We start from the raw sequence: 21,059 nt of genomic DNA, 5'->3' as shown, positions 1-21,059 counted from the left end.
GTGGGGTGGTCTGGGCAATCTTATCCTCCGGCCGTGGACAACGTGTTACGTTGCTCTCCTACCACCGCGGGAGGACCGATTCATGGGGCTAAGCAGCCGGGCCGGCACATATCTTTCACGGGCGTTCCCGCAGAAGGCGCGCCCGGATGCCGGCGGGCCCCCCTTCTCCGTCCGCGGAAGGGTGGTCCTCGTGACCGGGGCGGCGATGGGAATGGGCCGGCTCTACGCGGAGCGGGCGGTGCACGACGGCGCGTCCGCCGTCGTCCTCTGGGACATCGACGCCGAAGCGCTCAGCGCCACTGCCGCGGCGCTCGCGGACCGGGGTTCCGCAGTCACCGCCTATCCGGTCGACATCTCCTCCCTCGATGAGGTGCGCAAGGCAGCCGCTGAGGTGCTGGAGCAGGTCGGGGTTCCGGATGTGCTCATCAACAACGCCGGGATCGTGCGCGGCAGCTACTTCTGGGAGCACGCCCACGAGGAGGACATCGCCCGCATCATGAACGTCAATGCGCTCGCGCCAATGCACATCACGCGGGAATTCCTGCCGGCCATGATGCGCCGTGAGGCTCCGGCGAGGATCCTGAACATCGCCTCCGCCTCGGGAACCCTCTCCGTTCCCCGGATGAGCGTCTACACCGCCTCCAAATGGGCGGTTATTGGATGGAGCGACTCGCTGCGGCTCGAACTCGCCGCCCGGCACCCCGGGATCCGGGTGACCACCCTGATCCCCAGCTACATCCGGACGCCCATGTTCGAAGGCGTGAGCGCCCCGCTCCTCACCCCGCTGCTCGAGCCCGGGACGGTCGTCGACCGCGCCTGGCAGGCGATGCTCGAGGGGCGGGCACGCCTGCAGCTGCCCTGGACGGTCATGCTGGGCAGTGCCCTGCGCGGGCTGCTTCCCCAGCCCGCCTGGGACGCCGTCGCCGGACGGCTGTTCCGGGTCTACCGGTCGATGGACACCTTCACCGGGCGCCCTCCGCAACCGGCAGCGCCCGCCGGAAAGGTTTCCCGGTGAGCGCGGAGGCCGTCGTCGACGGACTGCGCAGCACCTTCGTCTCGGGCAGCACCCGCCCACTTCCGTGGCGGCGGGCGCAGCTCCAGGCCCTGCTGCGGATGCTCGACGAGCGCGCCGACGACTTCACCGAAGCCCTCGGCGCCGACCTCGGGAAGAGCCCGACCGAGAGCTTCATTTCCGAACTGGCGCTGGTTCGGGCCGAGGCAAAGCATGCCCTCAAGCATCTCGCCGCGTGGTCCGCTTCGGTGCGCGTGCCCGTCCCCGCCGGCCTCCAGCCCGCCCGGGCAAGCGTCACCCCGCAGCCCCTGGGGGTGGCGTTGATCATCGCCCCCTGGAACTACCCCGTGCAGCTCGTGCTCGCCCCGCTCGTCGGGGCGCTCGCCGCCGGAAACTGCGCGGTGCTCAAGCCGAGCGAGCTGGCTCCGGCCAGCTCGGCGGTGCTTGCCCGGATCATCCCCGAGTACCTCGACCCCGCCGCCGTCGCTGTTGTGGAAGGAGGCAGGGAAGCCACGTCGGAACTCCTTGAGCAGCCCTTCGACTCCATTTTCTTTACCGGAGGAGAGCGTGTGGGCCGGATCGTCCTTGAGGCCGCCGCCCGGCACCTCACGCCGGTGACGCTCGAACTTGGCGGGAAATCCCCGGCCGTCGTGATCGACGGAGACCTCGACGCCACGGCCCGCCGCCTGGTGCAGGGGAAGTTCCTCAACGCGGGGCAGACCTGCGTGGCCCCCGACTACGTCCTCACCACGCCCGAGCTCGAGCCCCGGCTGGTTCAGGCCCTGCGCCGGGCGCTGGCGGAATTCTACGGGGAAGACCCCTCACGCTCGCCGGACTACGGGCGGATCGTCAACGACGGTCACTTCGACCGGCTCACCGCGCTCCTGCGGGACGGCGAGGTGGCGGTGGGCGGCAGGCACGACCGCGCCACCGGCTACATCGAACCCACGGTCCTGACGGGGGTCTCGCCGGACTCCGCGCTGATGCAGGATGAAATCTTCGGCCCCCTCCTGCCGGTCCTGACGGTGCCGGACCTGCAGGCCGCCGTCCGGTTCATCACTGCCCGACCGGCGCCGCTGGCGGCATACCTGTTCAGCAACAGCGCCGAGCAGCGCAGGGCCTTCGAGGAATCCGTGCAGGCCGGTGGGATCACCCACAACGCGTGCCTCGTCCAGCTGGCGGTCCCGGGGCTTCCTTTTGGGGGAGTGGGTGCCAGCGGCACAGGCAGCTATCACGGACGGCAGGGCTTCGACACTTTCAGCCAGCGCAGACCGGTGTTCACCAAGGACACCGGAATCGACACGCTGAAGGTCGCGTACCCGCCGTTCGGCCCGCTGAAGCGGCGGCTGCTGCGACGGGTGATCTGACGCGGGCAGGGGCCGCCGGCGATTGTGCAGATCACCACGGTACGGCGCGGTTGAAGCGTGGTGATCTGCAGGTTCGGCGGCTTAGGGGCCTCCGAATCGACGCGGCCGCCGTGATCAGGCGCCGATGACGCCGTCCACAAGTGCCTTCGCCTCGGCCTGGACCTGCTTGAGGTGGTCTTCCCCCTTGAAGGATTCGGCGTAGATCTTGTAGACATCCTCGGTCCCCGAGGGACGGGCGGCGAACCACGCGTTTTCCGTTGTCACCTTCAGCCCACCCACCGGGGCACCGTTGCCGGGGGCCTCGGTGAGCCGTGCCGTGATTTCCTCACCGGCGAGGGTCGTGGCCGTGACATCGGAAGGTGACAGCTTCCCGAGGGCAGCCTTCTGCTCCCGCGTCGCCGCCGCGTCGATCCGGGCGTAGACCGGGGCGCCGAAGCGCTCGGTGAGGCCTGCATAGTGCTGCGACGGGGTTTTGCCCGTGACGGCGGTGATCTCCGAGGCAAGCAGGGCGAGCAGGATGCCGTCCTTGTCGGTGCTCCATGGTGAACCGTCCTGGCGCAGGAAGGAAGCCCCTGCCGATTCCTCCCCGCCGAAGGCCACCTCACCGGAAAGCAGGCCGGGGACGAACCACTTGAAGCCCACGGGGACTTCGACGAGCACCCGGCCCAGATCGGCGGCGACGCGGTCGATGATCGACGAGGAGACAAGGGTCTTGCCGATGACGGCGTCGGGCCGCCAGGAGGGCCGGTTGCGGTACAGGTAGTCGATCGCCACGGCGAGGTAGTGGTTGGGATTCATCAGCCCGCCGTCGGGGGTGACGATACCGTGCCGGTCGGCGTCGGCGTCGTTGCCGGTGGCGATCCCGAATTCGGCGGCCCGGGCAATCAGGGACGCCATCGCGGCCGGAGAGGAGCAGTCCATCCGGATCTTCTCGTCCCAGTCGAGCGTCATGAACGCGAACTGCGGATCGACCGTGGGGTTGACCACCGTCAGGTTCAGGTTGTGGCTTTCAGCGATCGCCCCCCAGTAGTCGACTGAGGCGCCGCCCATGGGGTCGGCGCCGATTGAAAGGCCGGAGGCCCTGATGGCGTCGAGGTTGAGAACGCTGGGAAGGTCCTCGACGTAGCTCTGGAGGAAGTCATAGCTTCCGATGCCGTCGGCCTGCTGCGCCTGCGCCAAGGGGGTGCGGCGCACCCCGCTCAGCCCGCCCTCGAGCAGCTCGTTGGCCCGGGCGGCAATCCAGTTCGTCGCCTCGGATCCGGCCGGTCCACCGTGGGGAGGGTTGTACTTGAAGCCGCCGTCCGCCGGGGGGTTGTGCGAGGGCGTGATCACGATGCCGTCGGCCTGGTCGGGGTTGCCGGCGTTGTTGTAGGCCAGGATGGCGTGCGATACGGCCGGTGTGGGCGTGAAGGCGCCCCGGGCGTCGATGCGCACCGTCACGTTGTTCGCCGCGAGCACTTCGAGCGCGGTGTTCTGTGCCGGCTCCGAGAGCGCGTGGGTGTCCTTGCCCATGAACAGCGGCCCGGTGATTCCCTGCCCCGACCGGTATTCGACGATCGCCTGCGTGATCGCGGCGATGTGGCCCTCATTGAACGAGGCCTTGAGTGATGACCCGCGGTGCCCGGAGGTGCCAAAGGCAACACGCTGCACCGGGTCCGAGAGGTCGGGGACCACGTCGAAATACGCGTCGAGGAGGGCTGTGACGTCTACAAGGTCGCTGGGTAGGGCAACGGTGCCCGCTCGGTTAGCCATGGGAACAGCATGCCAAAGAACTGCCGCAAATACAGCCGAAGTTCCAATGCGCCTCTAACCGGCGCGGCAGGCGCATCGTAAGTATGCTGAAAAAGACCACCCGGCCGGGTCGTCCCCTTCGAGAGAGGAAGAATCATGACGGACAGCGGCAGCGAAAACGCAGGCGAGGCGAACATGGACCCCGACGAAAAGGGAGCCGAAGCCGCAGGCAACACGGACGAGGTCGACGCGGGGTACGGCGGTCCGGACCCCGAGGCCGAGGTGGCCCCGGGCTTCGACGGGGGCTCAGCCGACGGCAAGGACGACCGGTAGGGCGCACCCGCTTTCGCTAAAGGACCGCTTCGAGCTGCGCGGCGACCGCGAGCAGCTGCGCCTCGGCGCTTGGCCTGCCGATGAGCTGGATTCCCATTGACAGGCCCTCCGGGGTGCGCAGCGTCGGAGCCGTCAGGGCCGGAAGCCCGCACACGTTGACCATCGACGTGAACGGTGAGTACTGGCACTGCCGCTCGTAGTCGGTGTCGGCGTCGGCGCCCGTGTACCAGCCGATCGGGCGCGGCGTCAGCCCCAGCGCAGGGGTCAGGATCATGTCGTACCCGGCGTACTGGCGGATGGTTTCGGTTTCGAACTGGCGCAGGACGTCGATGGCGGCAGCCAGTTCGCCCGCGCCGCGGGCCAGTGCCCGGGCGCGCATCGTTCGGGCAAGCGGAGTGAGCAGGGCCTCGCGCCCCGCGGGGATCGGGACGTTGGCAAGGGAAGCGGTCCACACCGTCTGGAACGCCTCGTGGTAGCGGGGGTCGTACGTGAGCGGGGCTTCGACGACGTCGTGCCCCGCCCGCCCCAGGGCGGCGATGCCCGCCTCAAGCGCTGTGGTGGCGGGGTGGTCGAGGCTGATCGCGAAGGCGCTGGCAAAGGGGGAAAGCGTGCTGACCCCGATCCGGAACCTGCCCTCGGCACGCAGCGCCGCATCCAGGAAGGTTCCCTCGGCGGGCGGGGCGGCGCTCAGGGGGCGGTGGTTCGGCTCATTGACCAGCGCATCGAGGAGCAGCGCCGCATCGGCGGCGCTGCGGGCGAGCGGCCCCGCGACAACGAACTGGCCCAGATCAGCCTGCCCCGACCCCGACGGGACCCGGCCGCGGTTGGGCTTCAACCCCACAAGTCCCGTGGCGGAGGCGGGGATCCTCACCGAGCCGCCTCCATCGGTGCCCGGAGCAAAAGGAATCATCCCCGCGGCAACCGCCGCAGCGCTGCCGCCCGAGGATCCCCCCGGGCTCAGTGCCGGATCCAGCGGGTTGCGTGAAGGGGTGGCGATGAGGTTCTCGCTGTGGGAGCTCAGGCCGAATTCCGGAACCTGCGTCTTTCCGAGGCTGATCGCGCCTTCACGGCGCAGGACTGCGGCGAGTGGGGAATCGGCCGCGGCGGTAACCGCATCGAGGGCGGCCGTTCCGGAGGTGGTTGGAACACCGGCGACGTCGGTCAGGTCCTTGTGGGCAAGGGGGAGGCCGTGCAGCGAGGGCAGGTGTTCCCCTGCGGAGCGGCGTCTGTCCGCGGCATCCGCCTCGGCCAGCGCCAGGTCGTGGGTGACGGTGACAAATGAGCCAAGGGCGGGGTTCAGCTCGTCTATGCGCCGGAGGTAATGTTCGGTCAACTCGCGCGCCCCGACCTCGCCCGCGGCCAGAGCCCTGCGGAGGGAGAGCGCGGAGAGCTCGTGCAGTTCGCTCATCTCTGCTCCCTTCCTTTCCGCGGCGAAGAACCCCACGGTCTGGAGGAGCAGCGGTGGGAGGCCGGTGCGCCTTGGGCGCGGTCCGCTCCCACTATAGGCTGGGAGGGCCGCCTTCGAAGCCAGGAGCCTCCCGCGGTGCGGGCGGTTGGTGCGGTCAGGCCATTGGAGCAGGCGAGGAAGTCAGGCCATTGGAGCAGGCGAGGAATAGGAGCAACAGGTGAGCGAAGTAGAAAACGTGTCCGTGGAGTCCCTCTCCGCGGACGCAAGGATCCTCGATGTGCGCGAGGACTATGAGTGGGAGGCAGGCCACGTCGACGGCGCCATTCACATCCCCCTGGATCGGCTTCCGGAGCGCCTTGACGAGCTGGATCCGGACGAGGACATTTCGGTGATCTGCCGATCCGGGGGGCGGTCGCACCGGGCGGCTTCCTGGCTTGTCGCAAACGGGTATTCGGCAGTGAATGTCACCGGCGGCATGGGTGCCTGGTTCGAAGCGGGGAAACCGATGGTCGCTGAAAGCGGCAAGGAGCCAACGGTTCTGTGAGGACCGGCCTGTGATCCCCGAGACCGTACCCGGCGGGGCGGATTTCGGGTTTTCCTCCTATGCCTATCTCGGCCCGGAAGGTACCTTCACCGAGGCGGCCCTCCTCCAGGTGCCCGGCGCAGAGGGCAGTGAGCGGGTTCCCGCGTCGACCGTAGGCGCTGCCTTGGAACTGGTGCGCTCCGGCCGGGTCGAGGCGGCAATGGTCCCCATCGAGAACTCCGTGGAGGGCGGGGTGACCGCTACCCTCGACGCCATAGCCGTTGGCGAGCCGCTGCGGATCGTCCGCGAGGAGCTCGTGCCGATCACCTTCGTGCTTGCCGCGTCCCCCGGAACCGGACTGGCCGGGATCACGCGGATCGCAACGCACGGGCACGCCTGGGCTCAGTGCAGGGGCTGGGCCGACCAAAACATTCCACAAGCCGAATATGTTCCTGCGTCGTCGACGGCGGCCGCGGCCCTCGGCCTGCGATCCGGCACCGGCGACTACGATGCTGCGATCTGCTCCCCCCTGCTGGCGCGGCGCCTCGGACTTGAAATCCTCGCGGAGGACATTGGTGACACCGCCGATGCGGTGACCCGCTTCATCCTGGTCAGCCGGCCGACCGTGCTTCCTCCCCCGACCGGTGCCGACAAGACCTCCCTCGTGATTCCCCTCCCGGAGGACCACCCGGGGGCGCTGATGGAGATCCTCGACCAGTTCGCCGCGCGGGGGGTCAACCTCAGCCGCATCGAGTCGCGCCCCACCGGGCAGTTCCTTGGCGACTACTTCTTCAGCATCGACGCCGACGGCCATGTCGCTGATGCGCGGGTTGCCGACGCTTTGAAGGGGCTGCACCGCATCAGCCCGAACCTGCGCTTCCTTGGCTCCTACGCGCGGGCCGACCGGCGCCCCCACACCGTCGCGCCGCGCACCTCGGATGCGGCGTTCGTCGCCGCAGACGGTTGGGTGGACGCCATCCTTTCCGGACTGGACCGGCACAAAACAAAGTAAGCTTACCATTATCGGGTAGTTTCCTTCTTCGCAGATGGGTGGCCGCTATGGTTCGACTGCGCCGCAGCAATTCCAACCGGCCCGGAATCACCCGGCGCCGCCACGGCAAGGGGTTCAGCTACCGCAGCCCCGACGGATCGCTGCTGCAGGACCGGGACGAACTGCAGCGGATCCGGGACCTTGCCATCCCGCCCGCCTGGAAAGACGTGTGGATCGCCCCCTACGCCAACGGCCACGTCCAGGCGATGGGCACCGACGACGCCGGGCGTCGCCAGTACATCTACCACCCCGCGTGGCGCGAAAAGAAGGACCGCGAGAAGTTCGACCGCGCCCTCGACTTCGGGGCGCGCCTTCCCAGCGCCCGGCGCGTTATCACCCAGCACCTGCGCAGCAACGGAACCACGAGGGAACGCGCCTTCGCCGCGGCCCTGCGGATCGTCGACGCCGGCGCCCTGAGGATCGGCTCGGCACAGTACGCCGAAGCCAACGGCTCCTTCGGGGTCACGACGCTGCGCGTTGACCATGTCTCGATCGACGGTCAGGTCATCACCTTCCGCTTTCCGGGCAAGAGCGGCCAGCAATGGGACACGACGCTCGAAGACGCCGATCTCGCCGCGGCGCTGCGTCCGATGATGCGCCGGGAGGAGGCGGACACGGTGCTCGCCTACCGGACGGCCGACGAGAAGTGGCACCGCGTTGACGGCTCCCAACTCAACGAGTTCCTCCGCCAGGTCACCGGCGGAGGCTTCACCGCCAAGGACTTCCGTACCTGGCAGGCAACGGTTGTCGCGGCGATGGAGCTCGCCCGGCGGGACCTCAAGGCGACCAGCCGGACCGCCCGGCAGAAGGCGGTCGCCGAAACGATGCGGGCTGTCGCCGACCATCTTGGCAACACGCCCGCCGTCGCGCGCAGTTCCTACGTCGATCCGCGGCTCGTCGACCGGTTCATGAGCGGGGAGGTCATCCCCGTTGGGGGCTATTCGACCTCGGAACGGGCGGTCCGCGAGATGCTGCAGGACTAACCGGGCTTTCTCCGCGCCGCATTCGTAAGTACGCTTACAACGGGCGTCCGGCGGACGCCCGACCTTCAACGAGAGGCAGCATGATGACTGACAGCGCTAGCGAAGGGCACATCGTGAATCCGAGCAAGGAAGACGGCCCCAACTCGGACCCGAACCGGCGCGGTGACATCGGGGACCAGGGCAATGACCTGCGGTTCGCCGAGGAGCAGCGGCTGATCAACCAGCAGGCCGAGCGTCACGGCGCCCAGGCCGCAGAGGTTGAGGACGGCGCCACCGAGGGCAGCTTCACCAGTGCGGCGCCCGCCGGGAACGAAGGCGGCTACACGGGTGCTCAGAAGCCCGAAGAGGAAGGCGAGTACCCCGACAAGGACAAGCAGTTCCTCGACGCACCCGAAGGCGAAGGCGAATACACCGACCGCGACCGGACGTAGCGGACGCCGGCCGGTCAGCCGGCCGGCCGGTCCGCTCCGGGCGCAGCCGCCCGGGCAAGGGCCGGCTCCGGCGGGCCGGCGGGAACGCGCACGACCAGCGCTCCGGGGTCAACGCGCGCCGTCACCGAGGTCACGGCTCCCGAAAGGTCGCCGTCGAGCTGGGTGCCGGTCGGCTCCGCGGTCCACACCGTCACTTCCCGGGCGCGGTAGTACTTTATGACGGGAATCGCCCCCCGGTGCCGGAAGACGATCTTCCCGGCAACCCACAGCCATCCCAGCAGGCTGCGCGGGCTCATGACGACAACGTCGAGATACCCGTCATCGATGACCGAATCGGGGATGAAATCAATCCCCGCGGGCAGTTTCCCGCAATTGGCGAACACCACGCTGCGCACCTTCCGGCTCTGCGGAGCGCCGCCGTCGAGGCTGATCGTAACGCGCTGGCGGCGCCCGGGCAGGAGCCGGACTCCGGCCTCGCTGTAGGCGAGCCAGCCCAGTTTCTCCTTGAGGTCGTCCCGGGTTGCTGCGACAACCGCGGCATCAAGGCCCACCCCGCCCATCACGAGGAACGGGAAGGTTGAGGTGAAGCCCGTGCGGTCGTTGCGCAGCTGCACGGTGGCCATGTCGATCCTGCGCTGGCTGCCGTGAAGGGCTGCCTCAAGGCAGCCTGCGATGTCGTTGTAGGGAAGGCCAAGGTTCCGGACCAGGAGGTTGCCCGTGCCGATCGGAAGCAGCGCAAGCGCCGCACCGCCGTGGGCGAGGGCCTGGGCAACGGCACGCACCGTGCCGTCGCCGCCGGCGGCGATCACGACGTCGGCCCCCGCCTCGACGGCAAGCGCCGCCTGTCCGGTTCCGGGGTCGTCGACCGTCGTCTCAAGGACCAGCGGCGGATCCCACCCGGCGTCCGCGCACGCCTGCTCCACCAGGGCCCGCGTCGCGGCGGCGCCAAGCTTGACCGGGTTGAGGATGAGGGCCACCTTTTGGGGTCCCTCGGGCAGGGGAATCAGCGGGTGGACCGAGGCCGCGGGGGAGCGCTGGTAACTCAGCCGCCGCACAGCCCACCAGCTCTGCGCCGAGGCCGCAGCAGCCGAGCCCGCGGCGGCTAGGGCAAGCAGTTTAGGGCGCATAGTTTCCCCAGAGTACCGCGCACGCCGCGGCGGCGTCCCGGCGTTTCACGCCGTTGGTACTCTGGGGAGGTGATCGATGTAAACGAGCTCCGCACCTTCCCTGACAAGTTCCGCACCTCACAGCGCGCCCGCGGTGCCGACGAGGGCCTGATCGAGGCGATCATTTCCGCCGACACGGCGCGCAGGGAAGCGGTGACCCGCTACGAGACGCTCAGGGCCGACCAGAATGCCTTCGGCAAGAAGGTGGCCGGGGCCAAGGGCGAGGAAAAGCAGGCGCTGCTCGCCGAAGTCAAGGACCTTGCGGGGCAGGTGAAGAAAGCCGCGGCCTGGGCCGAGGAGGCCAAGGCCGAACAGGAAGCGCTCGTGCGCCGGCTGCCGAACCTCATCGAGGACGGTGTGCCCGCAGGCGGCGAGGAGGACTTCGAGGTCCTGCGGACCGTCGGCGTCCCGCGCGACTTCACCGCAGAAGGATTCGAACCGCGGGACCACCTTGAGATCGGCGAGCTGATCGGCGCCATCGACATGGAGCGCGGCGCGAAGGTCTCCGGCTCGCGGTTCTACTTCCTCAAGGGCGTCGGCGCCCGGCTCGAGCTTGCCCTGCTGCAGATGGCGATGGACCAGGCAATCCAGGCCGGCTTCGTCCCCATGATCACCCCCACCCTCGTCCGTCCGGAGACGATGCAGGGCACGGGCTTCGATATCGCCCACGACGCAGAAATCTACCGGCTGGCCGAAGACGACCTCTACCTCGTGGGCACGTCGGAGGTGGCACTGGCCGGATACCACTCCGATGAAATCCTTGACCTCAGCGACGGCCCATTGCGCTACGCCGGATGGTCATCCTGCTACCGGCGCGAGGCCGGATCCCACGGCAAGGACACCCGCGGAATCATCAGGGTCCACCAGTTCAACAAGGTGGAGATGTTCACCTACACGACGATCGAGGAGTCCTACGCGGAGCACCAGCGGCTTCTCGCATGGGAAGAGGAGATGCTGGCGAAGGTTGAACTTCCCTACCGGGTGATCGACACGGCCGCCGGAGACCTTGGCATGTCGGCGGCCCGGAAGTTCGACTGCGAAGCCTGGATTCCCACCCAGGGGGCCTACCGGGAACTGACCTCAACCTCGAACTGCACCACTTTCCAGGCCCGGCGGCTCAACATCCGCGAACGCCAGAGCGGCGAAGGGGCAAAGGGAACGCGCGCGGTTGCGACGCTCAACGGCACTCTCGCCACAACCCGGTGGATCGTCGCGATCCTCGAGCACCACCAGAATCCCGACGGCTCCGTGCGGGTCCCGGAGGCACTTCGCCCGTATCTTAGCGGACTGGAAGTCCTGCCGGTACTGTGACACTGCTTATATCGGCCAACGGGGCTCATCTGGTTCACTAATGGGATGAATATTTCATTGGCTGGCATCGATGACCAGCCTCAGAACCGTAAAAAGCACATGGTGGCGCTCGACGTCGACGGCACCCTGGTCGATCATGACGGGTTCATGACCGAAGAGGTCCGCTCCGCCGCACAGGCGGTCATCGACGCGGGCCACGACATCATCATCTCAACCGGCCGATCTCTCGGCGCCGCACTGCCGGTGCTCCGTGAGATCGGACTGACCCGCGGTTACGCGGTCTGCTCGAACGGCGGGGTCACCCTGTGCGTCGATCCGGACCTCCCACAGGGGTTCGAGGTCGTCGACAAGGTCACCTTCGACCCCCGGCCCGCCCTCACCGCATTGCGCGAACGCCTTCCCTCGGCCAAGTACGCGCTGGAGGACGACCAGGGCCGCTTCCTCGCCACGGAGAGCTTCCAGGACGCCAGCTTCGGCGCCGAAGCGCAGAACGTCGATTTCGACCAGATGCTTGCGGCGAACGCCGTGCGCGTCGTTGTCTTCAGCACAGACAGCACCGCCGAGGAATTCGGCAACGCTGTCGAGGCGATCGGGCTCCACGGCGTCACCTACTCCGTGGGCTGGACCGCGTGGCTGGACATCGCCGCCGCGGGCGTGACGAAGGCAAGCGCCCTTGAACTGCTGCGGCGCCGGCTCGGGGCCGACCCCGCACTGACCGTCGCGGTGGGCGACGGGCGCAACGACATCGAGATGCTCCAGTGGGCGGCCCGCGGAGTCGCAATGGGCCAGGCGCCCGATGAAGTCAAGTCCGCAGCGTCCGAGGTCACCGGCACCGTCTACGACGACGGCGCCGCCAAGGTGCTTCGCTCGCTGGTCTAGGAGGACATCTAGCAGGACACCGAGCAGGACATCAAACCCGACGCCGGAACGGCGCCGCAGGGGCCCGGTCCTCAGTAGGCGAGCGAAGCCGCGGGAAGCGCCGCGGGCCCGTGGGCGAGGTCGAGCAGCCGCGCCGCGGCAGGGCGGGTTGCGTGCTCCTCGATCCAATGGGAGCGCACGACGGCCTTGCTCACCGCCTGCGTGCTGATGCTCAATTCCTGCGCGATGAGTTTCTGCTGTCCGCGTGCGCCCGGGGTCAGGAGGTCGAGGACGTTCCATTCGGCCTCGGTGCGGGTGTAGACGATATGCCCGAGCAGCCGCAGGACCGCTTCGGCCTCCGCGGCGATGTCCGAGTCCGGGCCCTCAACGGCAAGGGGGATGCGTTCGCCGGTCTTTTGGGCGCGGTTCACGGCGCGGCGCGCATAGACAAGCCCGTACCCCTCGGCGTCGACGATCCGCTCCGGCACCGGGGGGAGGACGCCGCCGACGCCGATGCCCACGTGCCAGCGGCGGTAGCGGATGGCCCGGAGGGCGGCCTCAACGGCAGTCTGCGCGGAGTCGACGACGCCCTGGACCTCGTCCGCAACCGACCGCTGGAACGGTACGACCGCCGGCAGGTGACGGAATGCCCTGAGCAGCTCGGGGACCTGGTCGCCCACTTCACGCGAGTCCCGCTGGTTGATGGTGAGCACGTACAACATTGCTTCAGTATGGGTCACCACCTGCCGTAATCAACCCTTTTGCGTTGATCTGGCGTGGACGGCGGCAGCGCGGGAGAACGGCGGGACCGCACCAGGGGCCAGCGGCAGGGGCCAGCGGCAGGGGTGGGCGGCAGGGATGGGCGGCAGGGATGGGCCGCACGCGCGCCGCCCATCCCTGTTCCGGGCTAGCGGCCTTCGGGAACCGCGGTTGCGTTGTCGGCTTCGGTGTCGACCTGGCGGCCCTGGGGCTCGTCCTCCTCGCTGCGCTCGCCGAGTGCCTTGAAGCGGGCCAGCGAGGCTTCAACCTCGGCTTCGGCTTCCTCGCGGCCGGCCCATTCAGCCGCTTCGACCCACTTGCCCGGCTCAAGGTCCTTGTACCGGGTGAAGAAGTGCTTGATCTCCTCGAGGAGGAAATCCGACACGTCGGAGAGCTCCTTGATCGAATCGAACCGGGGGTCCACCGGAACGCACAGCACCTTGGCGTCTCCGCCGGCGTCGTCGGTCATGTTGAAGACGCCGATCGGACGGGACTCGACAAGCACGCCCGGAACCAGGTCGAAGTCCTGAAGCATCACGAGGGCGTCCAGCGGGTCGCCGTCCTCGCCCAGGGTGTTTTCGAAGTAACCGTAATGGGTCGGGTACTGCATCGCCGTGAAGAGGACGCGGTCAAGGCGGAGGCGGTGGGTGTCGTGGTCGATCTCGTACTTGACACGGGACCCCTTGGGGATCTCGATTGTGACGTCGAGCTTCATCATGGCAACTCCTCGGTAACGGCAGGTCGGTTCTGGGCAGATCGGAAAACAGCAGATGGGACACAGCGCTTGGAACAGCAGTCCGCGGACGCGCCGGTCTACTGTTTAACCCTTCGCGTTAAACATATCGGTCGGGCGCGGCTTCCCGGCATTTCCTGCCCTGCACCTCACCCGCCGGCCGATCGCGCCGCCGCCCGACCCGCCCGGAAGGACAGCCATGAAGCGCTCGACCCGCGCGCTGGGCGCGCTGCTGCTGGCCTGCGCGCTGGCGGCGCTCGCCTTTCCGCTGGCCCTCCATGTCGGCCCGCCCGTCCTTGAAACCCTGAGCCGGCCCGGTCCCCCAACGCCCCCGCCGGTCCCCGCCGTGCAGCGCCCGCCCGCCTCGTTGTCCGAGCCCGCGGTGGTGTCCGAACTCTCGGACACTGCCCCTGCGCCGGCCTCCGACGTTCTCGGACCGCTGCTCGACGCCGAGCTTGGCCTGCAGCACGGTGCCTTCACCGGCGTCGTGCTCGACGCGCGGACGGGAGAGGTGCTGTACAAGCGCGCCGGCGCGGAGCCCGTGCCCCCGGCGTCGAACATCAAGCTGTTCACCGCCGCCGCGGCGCTGACCCACCTGCGCCCCGAGGCGCGGCTGAAGACCTCGGTCTCCGTCCATCCCGATGGCGGCGTGCTCTACCTGCGCGGCGGCGGGGACGTCCTCCTGGGCGCCGGGGAATCAAAGCCGAACGCCGTTGTGGGGCGCGCGGGCCTGGCCACCCTCGCCGCCGAGACAGCGGAGGCGCTCGACCCGGAGTCTGGGCCGTACGCATTGTTCCTCGATGACACCTTCTTCCAGGGGGAGGCACTGAACCCCACGTGGGCCGCAGGCGACGTCGAAGCGGGGGAAGTCGCGCCCATCTACCCGCTGGCGGTCAACTCCGCCTGGCTCGACGAGGGAGCAGACTCCGGTCCGCGCCACTCCGACGCCGCGCTCGCCGCTGCCGGTTCCTTCTCCCGGGCCCTTGTTGCAGCGGCCGCCGAGCGCGGGGTCGAGGTCCGGGCCGGCGTTGACCGCGGCGCCGCCCCGGCGACAGCCGAGGTCCTTGCCTCGGTGGAGTCTGCAACCATCGCCGCACAGGTCGAACACATGCTCGTCGCCTCCGACAACTACCTGGCCGAAGCACTGGCACGGGTCGCCGCCGAAGCGGCCGGCAGTCCCGCCTCCTTCGGCGGAGCGACCGACACAATGGCAGCAGCAGCGGCGGCGCTCGGGGTGCCCGCCGACGGCATGCAGCTCGGCGACGCCGCAGGGCTCTCCGTGCGCAACGCGGTATCCGCCGGCCAGCTGACGGCCCTGCTGCGCGCCCTGGCGGTGAGCGACGACCCGGCCCTTGCCGGGCTGCTTGGCGCCCTGCCCATCGCTTCGCTCTCCGGAACCCTCGAGGAGCGCTTCACTGGCGGCGCTGAGACCGGAGCCGGGATCGTTCGTGCGAAAACCGGGACGCTGAGCGCTGTCTCGGCACTCAGCGGGCAGGTGGTGACACGGGACGGGCGCCTGCTGGTGTTCTCCCTGATCGCCTCCGGGCTCGACGGGCATCTGGACGAAGCGCGCACGGCCGCCGACGACGCCGCGTCGGTGCTTGCCGCCTGCGGCTGCAGGTGAGAGGACCGTCAGGACAGCGGCGGGGAAGCGGCGGGCCGGGGGATGTGGTCGAATAAGGACATGGAGAGCAACGAGCCGACCGTCCAGTCCAACCGACCACCCCGCCAGCTGGTGAACTGGGAGCTGGCCGCCGGCACCGCCGCGAGGCTCACCCCACCCGGGCCGGTCATGACCCCCCGGGAAATCGCAGTGGCAGTCGGGAACCTCAGGGAACTGGCCGACGCCTCGGTGAGCCACGTCCATTCGATCTCACGCCTCGAGGCGGCCCGGGACCTTCACGACTCCGAACTGCTGATCGTCGACCGCGCCTCCTGGGCCAAGGCGAACGCGCAGAGCTTCAGGACGCTCATGGAACCGGCCCTCGACCACCTCGCTGAGACGAAACCCGAGCTCTTCAAGACGGCGTCGATGAGCCTCGGCGGGACCATCACGGGGGCCCAGCTCGGCACCATCCTCGCCTTCCTCTCGAGCAAGGTCCTCGGGCAGTACGACCCCTTCGTCCCCTCACGCAACGGAACCGGCGGGCGGCTGCTCCTCGTTGCCCCGAACATCATTTCCGTTGAGCGCGAACTAAACGTCGACCCCTCCGACTTCCGGTTGTGGGTGTGCCTCCACGAGCAGACCCACCGCGTCCAGTTCGCCGCGGCCCCGTGGCTTAAGGACCACATGACCGGGTCGATCTCAGAACTGACCTCGGGCCTGATGGGCAAGGCCGACACCCTCGCCGAACGCCTCGGCAACGCCGTGAAGACCCTCACCACCCGCGGCGGCGAGCAGGAGGAAGGGCCAGGGCGCGACGTCGGGATCCTCTCGATCCTGCAGGACCCCGAAGACAAGGCGCGGCTGTCCCACCTCACCGCCGTGATGAGCCTGCTCGAAGGCCACGCCAACGTGGTCATGGACGGGGTCGACTCGAGCATCGTGCCGACGGTGAAGACCATCCGCCGCCGCTTCAACGCCCGCGGGAAGTCCCGGGGGCCGCTCGAGAAGCTCATCCGCCAGGTCCTCGGCCTCGACGCCAAGATGCGCCAGTACAGCGACGGCTCCAAGTTCGTGCGGCGCGTTGTCGACCAGACCGGGATGGATGGCTTCAACCTGGTGTGGGAGGCCGAGCGGAACCTTCCCACCGAGCGCGAAATCCACGCCCCCGATGAATGGATCGACAGGATGAGCATCAGCCGGCATGGGTAGGCGCCCCCGGCTGAACCCCGTTGTCGGCACCGCCCGGAACCTGGTTGAGCGCTCGCTCGCCGATGTGCTCCTGCCGGCCGGGCAGGGCCGGGCCGGCGGGCCGCCCCCGGCAGGACAGGACCTGCCGCTGGTGCTGGTGGCCTGCAGCGGCGGCCCCGACTCACTCGCCCTCGCCGCCGTCACCGCGCATTTCGCCTCGACCGGGCGCTGCAGGGTCGGCGCCGTGATCGTCGACCACGCGCTGCAGGAGGGCAGCCGCGCCGTCGCGCGGCGGGCGGCCGAACAGCTCACGGCGCTGGGGCTGAATCCCGTGGAGATCCGGGAGGTCGAAGTGCGTACCGAGGGGGTGGGGCCGGAGGCCGCGGCGCGGACCGCGCGCTATGCGGCGCTCGACGCGGCCGCCCACGACGCCGGTGCCGCCGCCGTCCTGCTCGGCCACACACTCGATGACCAGGCCGAACAGGTTCTCCTTGGCCTGGCACGCGGCTCCGGCACGCGCTCCCTCGCCGGAATGCCGCGGCGGAGGGGCGCCTACCGCAGGCCGATCCTCGACCTGCGCCGCTCGGACACCGAGGAGATCTGCGCCTTCTACGGGCTCGACCCGTGGCACGACCCGGCGAACTCCGATCCGTCCTTCGCCCGCTCCCGGGTGCGCGGCGTCGTGCTTCCCTGCCTCGAGGACCAGCTCGGGCCGGGAGTCGCCCCGGCGCTCCACCGCACCTCCCAGATCCTCGCGCAGGACGCGGAGTACCTCGACCAGCTCAGCGCCGAAGCCTACGCACGGCTCCGGGTCGAGCGGGAGGGGCAGATCCTGCTTTCCGAGGCCGGCCTCCGCGACCTTCCGGCCTCACTGCGCCAGCGCGTGCTGGCCCTTGCAGCGGTCGACCTCGGCGGCTTCCAGCCCAGCTTCGAGCGGCTGATTGCCGTCGAGTCCCTGCTCGCACGCCGCGGCTCGGCGGGCCCGGTGCAGCTCGGCGGAAATCTCTCCGCCTACCGCCAGGTGCGGGGCAAATCGGTTCTTCACGGGGACGCAGGCTATGGCAGTCTTATCCTAAGAAACAACCGTTCCGGCGCGGAGCCGCCGGGCCGTTCAACTCAGGAGTAACCGGTGGATTCAAGCGACGTCCAGGCAGACCTCAAGCACGTTCTTTTCACGAAAGAGCAGATTCAGCAGCGGGTCCAGGAGCTTGCCGCCGAAATCGACGCCGACTACCAGGGGCGCGAGATCCTCCTCGTGGGCGTGCTCAAGGGCGCCGTCATGGTGATGGCCGACCTGGCGCGCTCGCTCCACTCCCACATCACCATGGACTGGATGGCAGTTTCCTCCTACGGCTCGGGAACCCAGTCCTCGGGTGTCGTCCGCATCCTCAAGGACCTTGAGACGGATCTCATGGGCAAGCACGTGCTCATCGCCGAGGACATCATCGACTCGGGCCTGACCCTCTCCTGGCTCAAGGCCAACCTCGTGTCCCGCGGGCCGGCGTCGGTCGAAATCTGCACCCTGCTGCGCAAGCCCGACGCCGCGAAGGTCGACATCGACGTGAAGTACGTGGGATTCAACATCCCCAACGAATTCGTTGTCGGCTACGGGCTCGATTTCGCCGAGAAGTACCGCAACCTCGACTTCATCGGCACGCTCGCCCCGCACGTCTACGAGTAGTTCCGGCCCACTCCGCCCTCCCGGGGGTGTACGCCGACAGGGAACTTTCCGCCAAAACCGCGCGTGGTGTTGCTGTGAGCGTGTATACCTTGGAGTGATTTCGAGGAAACCGCAAGCGGAACGCGCTTTTATCATGGCTTGCTTCAGCAGGAGGGACAGGGCTTGCAGCCCTGAGACGAATGAAATATAAGAACATCTTCAAGGGTCCGGTCTTCTGGATTGTCCTGGCCGTGGCCGGGCTCCTGATTATCCTCCCCACCCTGTTCAACACCAGCGGCGGCAGGGTGGACACCAACGTCGGCCTGCAGCTGCTGCAGGACAACAAGGTGGAGCAGGCGAAAATCCACGACGGCGAGCAGCGCGTCGACCTGACCCTCCGCGAGGATTACGAGGACATGGGCCGCAGCGTCCAGTTCTTCTTCAGCACCGCCCGCGCCGAAGACGTTGTCGATGCTGTCAACTCCTCCGACGTTGAAGGCTTCACCGACCAGCCCGTCGAGAGCAACTGGTTCCTGAGCATCTTCAGCCTGATCTTCCCCATCCTGATCCTCGGCGCGATCTTCTGGTTCCTGCTCAGCCGGATGCAGGGCGGCGGCTCCAAGGTGATGCAGTTCGGCAAGTCCAAGGCGAAGCTGATCTCCAAGGACATGCCGCAGGTCACCTTCTCCGACGTTGCCGGAGCCGACGAAGCCGTCGAGGAACTCCTCGAGATCAAGGAATTCCTGCAGGAGCCCGCGAAGTTCCAGGCCCTCGGCGCCAAGATCCCCAAGGGCGTGCTGCTCTACGGCCCGCCGGGCACCGGCAAGACCCTCCTGGCCCGCGCCGTGGCAGGTGAGGCCGGGGTGCCCTTCTACTCGATCTCCGGCTCCGACTTCGTCGAAATGTTCGTCGGCGTCGGCGCCTCCCGCGTCCGCGACCTGTTCGAGCAGGCGAAGAACAACGCGCCCGCCATCATCTTCGTCGACGAAATCGACGCCGTCGGCCGCCACCGCGGAGCCGGCGTCGGCGGCGGCAACGACGAACGCGAACAGACCCTCAACCAGCTGCTCGTTGAAATGGACGGCTTCGACTCCACGACCAACGTCATCCTGATCGCGGCGACCAACCGCCCCGACGTCCTCGACCCCGCCCTGCTGCGCCCGGGCCGGTTCGACCGGCAGATCGGGGTTGAGGCTCCGGACATGCGCGGACGCGAACACATCCTCAACGTCCACGCCAAGGGCAAGCCGATGGCCCAGAACGTCGACCTCCGTTCCGTGGCGAAGAAAACGCCGGGCTTCACCGGCGCCGACCTCGCCAACGTCCTGAACGAGGCGGCACTGCTCACGGCACGCTCCAACGCCCAGCTCATCGACGACCGCGCCCTCGACGAAGCGATCGACCGCGTGATCGCCGGCCCGCAGAAGCGCAGCCGCGTCATGAAGGAACTCGAGCGGAAGATCACCGCCTACCACGAGGGCGGGCACGCCCTCGTTGCCGCGGCGCTGCGCAACACCGACCCGGTCACCAAGGTCACGATCCTGCCGCGCGGGCGCGCCCTCGGTTACACGATGGTGCTGCCGATGGACGACAAATACTCGGTGACCCGCAACGAACTCCTCGACCAGCTCGCCTACGCCATGGGCGGCCGGGTCGCCGAGGAGATCGTGTTCCACGACCCGTCGACGGGTGCCTCGAACGACATCGAGAAGGCCACCGGAACCGCCCGCAAGATGGTCACCCAGTACGGCATGAGCGAGCGCATCGGCGCCGTGAAGCTTGGCCAGGGCGCAGGAGAGCCCTTCCTCGGCCGCGACATGGGCAGCGACCGCGACTACTCGGACCAGATCGCCCTGGTTGTCGACGAGGAGGTTCGCAGGCTGATCGACAACGCGCACGACGAGGCGTACGAGATCCTCACCGAGAACCGCGACGTCCTCGACCGGCTCGCGCTTGAGCTGCTCGAGCGGGAAACCCTGAACCAGGCCGAGATCGCCGAAGTGTTCGCCGACGTGCGCAAGCGCGGGCTGCGGCAGGTGTGGCTGTCGAAGGACTCCCGCCCCGTGCACGCGCTGCCTCCGGTCGTCTCGGCCAAGGAACGCGCCGAAGCGGCACGGAACGGCCAGCCGGCCCCCGAAACGGTTCCGCCCCAGGACCAGATCGCGGAAGCGGACATTCCGAACGACTTCGACGTCCACGCTTCGGAGCTGCCTTCTCCCGAGTCGAACGGCGCATCACCCGACGGCAAGGGTAGAAGCGGAAACCAGCAGCCGTGAGGCCGCTGGCTTTTCCGGCCGCGATAGGATTCAAGCTGTGACCCAGTTCGACAACGAAGTACTTGACGCTGCCCTGGCCGCCGCTGAGACGACGGTTGACCAGCCGCGCATTGAACGCGCGGTGCGCGAAATCCTCGAGGCAATCGGCGAGGACCCTGACCGCGAGGGCCTCGTCGAGACGCCGCGGAGGGTCGCCAAGGCCTACACGGAGATGTTCGCCGGGCTCCGCCAGGACGCCGGGGAGGTGCTCTCCACCTCGTTCGACCTCAACCACCAGGAGCTCGTGCTGGTGAAGGACATCCCCTTCTACTCAACGTGCGAGCACCACCTTGTGCCGTTCCACGGCTCGGCGCATGTCGGGTACATCCCCTCCGACGACGGGCGTGTGACGGGGTTGAGCAAACTTGCCCGCCTCGTCGAGGTGTACGCCCGCAGGCCGCAGGTCCAGGAGCGGCTGACCACCCAGATTGTTGACGCTATGATGACGCATCTGAAACCTAAGGGCGCAATCGTGGTTATCGAATGCGAACACATGTGCATGTCGATGCGCGGGGTCCGCAAACCCGGAGCCAAGACGGTGACGTCGGCGGTGCGCGGACAGATCCGCGAAACGGCCACCCGCGCCGAGGCCATGAGCCTGATACTTGGAAGATAGGAAACCGT

20 protein-coding genes are annotated in these 21,059 nt (G+C 68.4%); 15 read left to right on the top strand and 5 right to left on the bottom strand.

Annotation, left to right across the window (positions count from 1 at the left end; translation table 11 throughout):
• Nucleotides 1-82: 82 nt before the first annotated feature.
• Both AC4D14_RS12985 and AC4D14_RS12980 read left to right on the top strand, forming a co-directional pair.
• On the top strand, nt 83-1,015 hold the full coding sequence (locus tag AC4D14_RS12985) for an SDR family NAD(P)-dependent oxidoreductase (protein ID WP_490902918.1): 933 nt from the start codon (nt 83-85) through the stop codon (nt 1,013-1,015).
• Nucleotides 1,012-2,379 carry an aldehyde dehydrogenase family protein gene (locus AC4D14_RS12980; RefSeq protein WP_490902916.1) on the top strand — a complete coding sequence of 456 codons (1,368 nt, stop codon included), beginning with the start codon at nt 1,012-1,014 and terminating at the stop codon, nt 2,377-2,379. Before AC4D14_RS12985 ends, AC4D14_RS12980 begins: the two co-directional genes overlap by 4 nt.
• 114 nt (nt 2,380-2,493) lie before the next feature.
• On the opposite strand, the gene pgm is transcribed toward AC4D14_RS12980, so the two are convergent.
• Nucleotides 2,494-4,131, bottom strand: coding sequence for a phosphoglucomutase (alpha-D-glucose-1,6-bisphosphate-dependent) (pgm, locus tag AC4D14_RS12975; protein ID WP_490902915.1), 1,638 nt, complete (start codon nt 4,129-4,131; stop codon nt 2,494-2,496).
• A gap of 135 nt (nt 4,132-4,266) precedes the next feature.
• On the opposite strand from pgm, the gene AC4D14_RS12970 reads away from it, so the two are divergent.
• The gene (locus tag AC4D14_RS12970) at nt 4,267-4,443 is read left to right on the top strand and encodes a hypothetical protein (RefSeq protein WP_490902914.1); all 177 of its coding nucleotides are present in this window, start codon (nt 4,267-4,269) and stop codon (nt 4,441-4,443) included.
• A gap of 16 nt (nt 4,444-4,459) precedes the next feature.
• On the opposite strand, the gene AC4D14_RS12965 is transcribed toward AC4D14_RS12970, so the two are convergent.
• Nucleotides 4,460-5,851 (bottom strand): amidase, encoded by a 1,392-nt coding sequence (locus AC4D14_RS12965; protein WP_490902913.1) that lies wholly within the window; start codon nt 5,849-5,851, stop codon nt 4,460-4,462.
• Nucleotides 5,852-6,068: 217 nt separating this feature from the next.
• On the opposite strand from AC4D14_RS12965, the gene AC4D14_RS12960 reads away from it, so the two are divergent.
• The 4 genes from AC4D14_RS12960 to AC4D14_RS12945 all read left to right on the top strand — a co-directional run bounded on the left by AC4D14_RS12960 (nt 6,069) and on the right by AC4D14_RS12945 (nt 8,839).
• The gene (locus AC4D14_RS12960; protein WP_490902912.1) at nt 6,069-6,395 is read left to right on the top strand and encodes a rhodanese-like domain-containing protein; all 327 of its coding nucleotides are present in this window, start codon (nt 6,069-6,071) and stop codon (nt 6,393-6,395) included.
• Between the two features lie 10 nt (nt 6,396-6,405).
• Entirely contained in the window at nt 6,406-7,386 is a 981-nt protein-coding gene (gene pheA, locus AC4D14_RS12955) for a prephenate dehydratase (RefSeq protein WP_490902911.1), read from the top strand.
• Nucleotides 7,387-7,433: 47 nt separating this feature from the next.
• A complete protein-coding gene (locus tag AC4D14_RS12950; protein WP_490902910.1) occupies nt 7,434-8,408 on the top strand; it encodes a DNA topoisomerase IB in 975 nt (324 codons plus the stop codon).
• A gap of 83 nt (nt 8,409-8,491) precedes the next feature.
• Entirely contained in the window at nt 8,492-8,839 is a 348-nt protein-coding gene (locus tag AC4D14_RS12945; protein ID WP_490902908.1) for a hypothetical protein, read from the top strand.
• 14 nt (nt 8,840-8,853) lie between these two features.
• Here the strand turns inward: AC4D14_RS12945 and AC4D14_RS12940 are convergent, their stop codons facing one another.
• Nucleotides 8,854-9,966, bottom strand: coding sequence for a diacylglycerol/lipid kinase family protein (locus AC4D14_RS12940; protein ID WP_490902907.1), 1,113 nt, complete (start codon nt 9,964-9,966; stop codon nt 8,854-8,856).
• Between the two features lie 69 nt (nt 9,967-10,035).
• On the opposite strand from AC4D14_RS12940, the gene serS reads away from it, so the two are divergent.
• Nucleotides 10,036-11,316 carry a serine--tRNA ligase gene (serS, locus tag AC4D14_RS12935; protein WP_490902906.1) on the top strand — a complete coding sequence of 427 codons (1,281 nt, stop codon included), beginning with the start codon at nt 10,036-10,038 and terminating at the stop codon, nt 11,314-11,316.
• A 45-nt stretch (nt 11,317-11,361) separates the two neighbouring features.
• A complete protein-coding gene (locus AC4D14_RS12930; RefSeq protein ID WP_490902904.1) occupies nt 11,362-12,195 on the top strand; it encodes an HAD family hydrolase in 834 nt (277 codons plus the stop codon).
• Nucleotides 12,196-12,266: 71 nt separating this feature from the next.
• Here AC4D14_RS12930 and AC4D14_RS12925 read toward each other — a convergent pair whose 3' ends face one another.
• Both AC4D14_RS12925 and AC4D14_RS12920 read right to left on the bottom strand, forming a co-directional pair.
• Nucleotides 12,267-12,893, bottom strand: coding sequence for a hypothetical protein (locus AC4D14_RS12925; protein ID WP_490903312.1), 627 nt, complete (start codon nt 12,891-12,893; stop codon nt 12,267-12,269).
• A gap of 188 nt (nt 12,894-13,081) precedes the next feature.
• A complete protein-coding gene (locus tag AC4D14_RS12920) occupies nt 13,082-13,648 on the bottom strand; it encodes an inorganic diphosphatase (RefSeq protein WP_490903311.1) in 567 nt (188 codons plus the stop codon).
• Nucleotides 13,649-13,865: 217 nt separating this feature from the next.
• Between AC4D14_RS12920 and dacB the strand changes: the two genes are divergently transcribed.
• The 6 genes from dacB (at nt 13,866) to folE (ending at nt 21,051) form a co-directional block, all read left to right on the top strand.
• A complete protein-coding gene (gene dacB / locus AC4D14_RS12915; protein WP_490902902.1) occupies nt 13,866-15,290 on the top strand; it encodes a D-alanyl-D-alanine carboxypeptidase/D-alanyl-D-alanine endopeptidase in 1,425 nt (474 codons plus the stop codon).
• Between the two features lie 60 nt (nt 15,291-15,350).
• Nucleotides 15,351-16,481: a zinc-dependent metalloprotease gene (locus AC4D14_RS12910; RefSeq protein ID WP_490902900.1), complete on the top strand. Its 1,131-nt coding sequence runs from the start codon at nt 15,351-15,353 to the stop codon at nt 16,479-16,481.
• The gene (gene tilS, locus AC4D14_RS12905; protein WP_490902898.1) at nt 16,474-17,586 is read left to right on the top strand and encodes a tRNA lysidine(34) synthetase TilS; all 1,113 of its coding nucleotides are present in this window, start codon (nt 16,474-16,476) and stop codon (nt 17,584-17,586) included. Before AC4D14_RS12910 ends, tilS begins: the two co-directional genes overlap by 8 nt.
• Nucleotides 17,587-17,589: 3 nt before the next feature.
• Nucleotides 17,590-18,141 (top strand): hypoxanthine phosphoribosyltransferase, encoded by a 552-nt coding sequence (gene hpt, locus AC4D14_RS12900; RefSeq protein ID WP_490902896.1) that lies wholly within the window; start codon nt 17,590-17,592, stop codon nt 18,139-18,141.
• A gap of 179 nt (nt 18,142-18,320) precedes the next feature.
• Nucleotides 18,321-20,396 (top strand): ATP-dependent zinc metalloprotease FtsH, encoded by a 2,076-nt coding sequence (ftsH, locus tag AC4D14_RS12895; RefSeq protein WP_490902894.1) that lies wholly within the window; start codon nt 18,321-18,323, stop codon nt 20,394-20,396.
• Nucleotides 20,397-20,433: 37 nt separating this feature from the next.
• Nucleotides 20,434-21,051, top strand: a complete 618-nt coding sequence (gene folE / locus AC4D14_RS12890) for a GTP cyclohydrolase I FolE (protein ID WP_490902892.1) — start codon at nt 20,434-20,436, stop codon at nt 21,049-21,051.
• Nucleotides 21,052-21,059 lie beyond the last annotated feature (8 nt).

The sequence above is a fragment of the Arthrobacter sp. TJ-254 genome, assembly GCF_058269175.1.
This window is presented reverse-complemented; position numbering and strand designations above follow the sequence as displayed.